This window comes from Stenotrophomonas sp. GD04145 (assembly GCF_029835135.1).
Lineage (GTDB): Bacteria > Pseudomonadota > Gammaproteobacteria > Xanthomonadales > Xanthomonadaceae > Stenotrophomonas > Stenotrophomonas maltophilia_P.
This window is the reverse complement of record NZ_JAODZG010000042.1, coordinates 22,595-28,994: the sequence shown is the minus strand read 5'-3', so window position 1 is coordinate 28,994 and position 6,400 is coordinate 22,595. Positions and strand designations below refer to the sequence as shown.

5 protein-coding genes are annotated in these 6,400 nt (G+C 66.9%); all 5 read right to left on the bottom strand.

The genetic code is table 11. The features are described from left to right. The coding region (gyrA, locus tag N7367_RS15955; RefSeq protein ID WP_279942760.1) for a DNA gyrase subunit A at nucleotides 1–2,690 on the bottom strand (2,690 nt) is incomplete at its 3' end. Between the two features lie 247 nt (nucleotides 2,691–2,937). Then, nucleotides 2,938–4,002, bottom strand: coding sequence for an S-methyl-5-thioribose-1-phosphate isomerase (mtnA, locus tag N7367_RS15950; protein ID WP_065176042.1), 1,065 nt, complete (start codon nucleotides 4,000–4,002; stop codon nucleotides 2,938–2,940). Between the two features lie 47 nt (nucleotides 4,003–4,049). Beyond that, nucleotides 4,050–4,778: a DUF3011 domain-containing protein gene (locus tag N7367_RS15945; RefSeq protein WP_080375199.1), complete on the bottom strand. Its 729-nt coding sequence runs from the start codon at nucleotides 4,776–4,778 to the stop codon at nucleotides 4,050–4,052. 139 nt (nucleotides 4,779–4,917) lie between these two features. After that, a complete protein-coding gene (epmA, locus tag N7367_RS15940) occupies nucleotides 4,918–5,874 on the bottom strand; it encodes an EF-P lysine aminoacylase EpmA (RefSeq protein WP_065176043.1) in 957 nt (318 codons plus the stop codon). Continuing rightward, on the bottom strand, nucleotides 5,871–6,356 hold the full coding sequence (locus N7367_RS15935; protein WP_053515463.1) for a GNAT family N-acetyltransferase: 486 nt from the start codon (nucleotides 6,354–6,356) through the stop codon (nucleotides 5,871–5,873). Before N7367_RS15935 ends, epmA begins: the two co-directional genes overlap by 4 nt. Nucleotides 6,357–6,400 lie beyond the last annotated feature (44 nt).

Genomic DNA, 6,400 nt, shown 5'->3' with positions numbered 1-6,400 from the left:
CCGATGGCAGCCGGGGCGCCTTCGGCCGTGGCCGGGGCGACCGCGGCCACCTCGTCCTCGTCCTCGTCGATCGAGGCATCCATGCGCTCCACCGCCTGCAGCTTCTCGTCCTTGGACAGGCGGATCAGGGTGACGCCCTGGGTGTTGCGGCCCACGCGGCTGATTTCCGAACCGCGCGTGCGCACCAGCGTGCCGCCATCGGAGATCAGCAGCACTTCATCGCTGGAGCCCATCAGCACCGCGGCGACCAGCTTGCCGTTGCGCTCGGTGGTCTGGATGCCGATCACGCCCTGGGTACCACGCCCCTTGCGCGGATAGTCCGGCAGCGGGGTGCGCTTGCCGTAACCATTCTCGGTGGCGGTGAGGATGTACTGCAGGTTGGCGTCGTCGGCACCGTCGATCACCGCATCGCCATTGGCGACCGCTTCCTCGATACCGTTGTCGTCCTCGTTCTCGTCCTCGGCACCACCGGCACTCTCGGCCACGATCAGGCTGACTACTTCCTCGCCGGGCGGCATCCTGATGCCGCGCACGCCGGTGGCGGTACGGCCCATCGAGCGGACCTTGTCCTCGCCGAAACGCACGGTCTTGCCGTTGGAGGCGAACAGCAGGATGTCACGCTCGCCATCGGTCAGGCCGACGCCAACCAGCGCATCGCCCTCGTCGAGGTTGATCGCGATCTTGCCGCGGGCCAGACGGAAGGCGAATTCGCCCAGCGGGGTCTTCTTGACCGTGCCGTTCTTCGTGGCGAAGAACACGAACTGGCCATCGGCGTATTCGCGCACCGGCAACACGGCCTGTACGCGCTCACCCGGTTCCAGCGGAATCCAGTTGATGATCGGCCGGCCGCGTGCGTTGGAGCCCGCTTCGGGCAGCTGGTACACCGGCAGCCAGAACACCTTGCCCGAACTGGTGAAGGTCAACAGGGTGTCGTGCGTGTTGACCAGCCACAGCTGTTCAATGAAATCCTCTTCCTTGGTCGCTGCCGCGCTGCGGCCACGGCCGCCGCGACGCTGGGCACGGTAGGCGCTGACCGGCTGGCGCTTGACGTAGCCGGCGTGCGACAGGGTGACCACCACGTCTTCCGGGGCGATCAGGTCGAGGATGTCCAGGTCTTCTTCGCTGTGGCGGATCTCGGTGCGACGCTCGTCGCCGAACTCGGCCTTGACGCTGACCAGCTCCTCGCGGATCACCTGCAGCAGGCGATCGGGATCTTCCAGGATGTGGATCAGACCGGCGATCACTTCCAGCAGCTGCTTGTACTCGTCGGTCAGGCGATCCTGCTCCAGCCCGGTCAGGCGGTGCAGGCGCATTTCCAGGATCTGGGTGGCCTGGATCTCGGTCAGCTGGTAGCCGCCCTCGATCAGGCCCACGCCCTTGGGCAGGTCCTCCGGGCGCGAGGCCTCGGCACCGGCAGCACCCAGCATGGCCCCGACCAGGCCCGGCTCCCACAGGCGGGCGAGCATGCGTTCGCGCGCCTCGTTGGGATTTGGCGAGGTCTTGATCAGCTCGATCATCTCGTCGATGTTGGCCAGCGCGACGGTCAGGCCCTCCAGCACGTGGGCACGGGCACGCGCTTTGCGCAGCTCGAACACGGTGCGGCGGGTGACCACCTCGCGACGGTGGCGGACGAATGCCTCCAGCATCTGCTTGAGGTTCATCAACTGCGGGCGGCCGTCGACCAGCGCCACCATGTTGATGCCGAACACCGATTCCATCTGCGTCTGCTGGTACAGGTTGTTCAGCACAACCTCGGCAGATTCACCGCGCTTGATCTCGATGTAGATGCGCATGCCGTCCTTGTCGGACTCATCGCGCAGCTCGCTGATGCCTTCGATCTTCTTTTCCTTGACCAGCTCGGCGATCTTCTCGATCAGACGCGCCTTGTTCACCTGGTAAGGAATTTCAGTGACGATGATCGATTCGCGGCCGTTGTCGGCCACTTCGATATCCGCCTTGGCGCGGATGCGCACGCGACCACGGCCGGTACGGTAGCCGGCAACGATGCCGGCGGTGCCGTTGATGATGCCGGCGGTCGGGAAATCCGGGCCCGGGATGTACTCCATCAGGCCGTCGACGTCGATTTCCGGGTTGTCGATCAGCGCGATGCAGGCATTGATCGATTCGCTCAGGTTGTGCGGCGGGATGTTGGTCGCCATGCCCACCGCGATACCGGCCGAACCGTTGACCAGCAGGTTCGGGAACCGGGTCGGCATGACCGTCGGCTCCAGTTCCTTCTCGTCGTAGTTGGGCTGGAAATCGACGGTTTCCTTGTCGATGTCGGCCATCAGCTCATGCGCGAGGCGCGACATGCGCGCTTCGGTGTATCGCATCGCCGCGGCGGAGTCACCGTCGATCGAACCGAAGTTACCCTGGCCGTCGACCAGCATGTAACGCAGCGAGAACGGCTGGGCCAGGCGCACCAGCGTGTCGTACACCGACTGATCGCCATGCGGATGGTACTTACCGATGACGTCACCGACGATACGCGCCGACTTGAAGTAGGGCTTGTTGCTGTGCGCGTTGAGCTCGTTCATCGCGTACAGCACGCGGCGATGCACCGGCTTGAGGCCATCGCGCGCATCCGGGAGCGCGCGGCCCACGATCACGCTCATGGCGTAATCGAGGTAGCTCTTGCGCATCTCGTCTTCCAGGTTGACCTGGATGATTTCCTTGGCGGTTTCTGCCATTCGGGTTCCGTTGTCTGGTAGCGGTCCAGTCCGGCGCGGACACCTGCGGGGGTGACCATGCCGGAACCTCGATTCAACCTGTGGATACTACCACATCGGACCATTCCCCGCCTGTGTTTACAGGGGTTTTACCGGCACAAATCAGGAACTTAGGGGCAGGACGGGGCCCATCGGGCCACGCCCGGGGCCGGCCGCGGCGAACCCGGAAGATGCGCCCGGCTCCCGCGGCGCAGACCGCCTGTGCGTCTCAACCGCCGAAGGCGGCGCGCATGTTCTCCACGGTCGGGTTCAGGATCACGCCGCGCTCGGTCACGATGGCGTCGATCAGCTCGCCCGGGGTGACGTCGAACACCGGGTTCCAGGCGGCGATGCCTTCGGCCACCGTGCGCGTCCCGCCTACGCCGTAGAGCTCGCCCGGATCGCGCTGTTCGATCTCGATCTGGCTGCCGTCGACGGTCTCCATGTCGACCGTTGAGGACGGCGCCACGACCATGAATTTCACGCCATGGTGGCGCGCGGCGATGGCCAGCTGGTAGGTGCCGATCTTGTTGGCGGTATCGCCATTGGCGCAGATGCGGTCGGCGCCGACGATCACCCACTGCACGGCCCCGGTCTTCATCAGGTGCGAGGCGGCCGAATCGGCGATCAGGGTGGCGTCGATGCCATCCTGCTGCAGTTCCCAGACGGTCAGGCGCGCGCCCTGCAGCCACGGACGGGTCTCGCCGGCGAACACGCGGGCGATCCGGTGCTGGGCCATGCCGGCGCGGATCACGCCCAGCGCGGTGCCGAAGCCGGCGGTGGCCAGCGAGCCGGTATTGCAGTGGGTCAGCACGCCGCTGCCGGCATCGATCAGGCCGGCGCCGAGCGCCCCCATGTGGCGGTTGGCGGCCAGGTCTTCCTCGGCGATGGCCCGCGCTTCCGCTTCAAGCAGCGTCTTCCAGTCCGCACCGGCGCTGCCCAGGCAACGACGCATCCGCGCCAGTGCCCAGGCCAGGTTGACGGCGGTCGGGCGTGAGGCGTTCAGCCGCTGCAGCGCCGGCTCAAGCTGCTGCAGGGCGAGCGGGCCATCGGCAGCCTGCACCTCACGCGCCGCCAGCACCACGCCCCAGGCAGCCGCGATGCCGATGGCCGGGGCGCCACGTACGGTCAGGGCGTGGATGGCCGCGGCGACTTCATCGCTGTCCCGGCATACCACATGCTCGACCACGAACGGCAGCTTGCGCTGGTCCAGCAGTTGCAGGGCATCGCCGGTCCACAGGATCGGGCGGATGTGGTCGTAGCGGGCGTAATCGAGGTCGGTGGCAGTGTTCATGGGCCCATTGTAGGGCCACGCCCCCTCGCGCAGGCACCCGGCCGGATTCAATTCACCGAGAACTCGGCGCGGCAACCGCCGTCCACCCAGATGCCGTTGCGGCTCCAGCCCCAGGTGCTGCCCTCCACGCACTCTGTGCTGGACAGCTGCTGTCGCACCGCGGCACCGACGGAGATGCTGGCGCCGCAGAAACGGCGCTTCTTCGATTTGGATTCGCAGGTCAACCGGCGCGGCACGTCGACGAAACGGCCATCCTCATCGGCCACCTCGAAATCACCCTGGCAGCCTCGGCTGGTCCACACCTCGTTGCGCTTGTAACCCCAGCCCTGCCCTTCCCGGCATGGCAGCACCGACAGCTGCCGCAGCAGGCGCACCGGTGCGCCGTCCAAACGCACCGGACAACTCTGCGGACGGCCATTGGATTCACAGCGGACCACGCGGCGCACCTTGCGCTTGCTGCCTGGCTCGGCCGCAGCCACTCCCTGCGCCGGGCGCGCCCGGAACTCGGCACGGCAGCCGAGGGTGACCCACACGCCGCTGCGGTCGGTGCCCCATTCGCTGCCACGGATACAGCTGTTGCTGGACAACTGGCGGACCAGATCGACGCCGTTGCTGACATCGATATCGCAGTGCACCCATGCCATGTCGCGTGACTCGCAGGTGACGACTTCGCCGTCATAGCCGGCCTGCTGCGCCGATGCCGGCAACGGCGTCAGCACTCCCCACATCGCAATGGAGTAGACCGGTGCCGCCACAACCGCAAACCACTTGACCAAAGCCTTCCCCATAGGACTGGACGAACTGCCATGCCAGTGTCTGGCATCGGGAGTGATGAGAGCATCATCGTGCTTGCTGAATCAAGCGCGCGGACGCGGCAATCCGTTCAGTCTGTCTGGTTCAGAAAGCCGCGTGCGCTCAGGCGTCGGCGAAATCGAAGGCCAGCACGTCGGCGATGCGGGGCGTGCGGTTCATCGCCATCAACAGGCGATCGATGCCGACCGCAACTCCCGCACACGCAGGCATCGCGGGCAGCGCCGCCAGCAGTGCCTCGTCCAGCGCCGGCTGCACCTGCCCGCGCGCATGGCGGCGCTGCAGGTCGTGCTGGAAACGCGCCCGTTGTTCGTCGGCATCGTTCAGTTCGTGATAGCCGTTGGCCAGCTCCACGGCCCCCAGGTACAGCTCGAACCGCTCGGCCAGCGGCGGCGTACCAGGGCGGATGCGGGCCAGTGCTGCCTGGCTCGCCGGCCAGTCGTGGACAACGGTCATGACCGCGTCATCGAAATGCGGTTGGATGCGATGGGTCATCAGCAGATCCAGCCAGTCGTCGCGGGTCAGCCCGACCGGGTCGATATGCACGTCACCCAGCGCAGCGCGCAGCCCGGCCTCATCGGTCTGGAACGGATCCACGCCCACCTGCTGCTGGAACAGCTCGCGGTAGCTCAGCACACGCAGGCTGGCGCTGCGTCCGACCAGGCCCAGAGCCAGGCGGACCAGCTCCGCGGTTTCCTGCACCAGCCGGTGATGGTCCCAGCCAACCCGGTACCACTCCAGCAGGGTGAACTCCGGGTTGTGGCGCCCGCCGGCCTCGCCGTTGCGGAACACCCGCCCCAGTTCGTAGCAGTCGCCGACACCGGCAGCGAGCAGCCGCTTGAGCGGGTACTCCGGCGACGTACGCAGCCAGCGACGGCGGCCGCCGGCGTCGACATGGCCGCTGAAGTCGGTATGGAAGCTGTCGATGTTGGGCTCGGTATTACCGGCCACCGACAGGATCGGTGTCTCCACCTCCAGCACGTCACGCTCTGCGAAGAAGCGGCGCACCAGCGCGTTCAGCGCGGCACGCTGCTGCAGTTTGCGCCGCAGGGCGTCGCTCACAGGATGCCCTCCGGGCGCGGGTGATCCAGCGGCAGGGTCAGCAGGTCGCGGGTGTCATCGATGTAGCCACTGGCCAGGTACAGCCGACGCGCCAGTTCGTTGTGGTGGTTCACCTCCAGGCGCAGGCGGCTGACCCCGCGTCCGCGCGCACGCTGTTCGCAGATGGCCAGCGCCTGCTTGCCCCGGCCACGGCCGCGTGCCCGCGGCCCCAGATAGAGCTCGTCAAGCAGCATGAAATGTCCGCCCTGCTCCAGGCTGAAGCCCATCGCGATCACCGCATAGCCGACCACCTGACCGGCTTCGTCCAGCCACAGCAGCACTTCGCCGTTGCGCGGATCGGCCAGCAGTGCATCGACACCGCGACGCACGCGCACGTCGTCGAACTCGATCCTGTCCTCGGCGTAGAACGCGCGCATCAGCGAGATCAGCAGTTCCTCGTCGGCGCGGGTGGCCAGGCGGAAGTCCAGCGGGGCAGTCTGCATCGGGAATCCTTTGCTGTTTCGGGCCGGGCGCATGTCACGCCCGG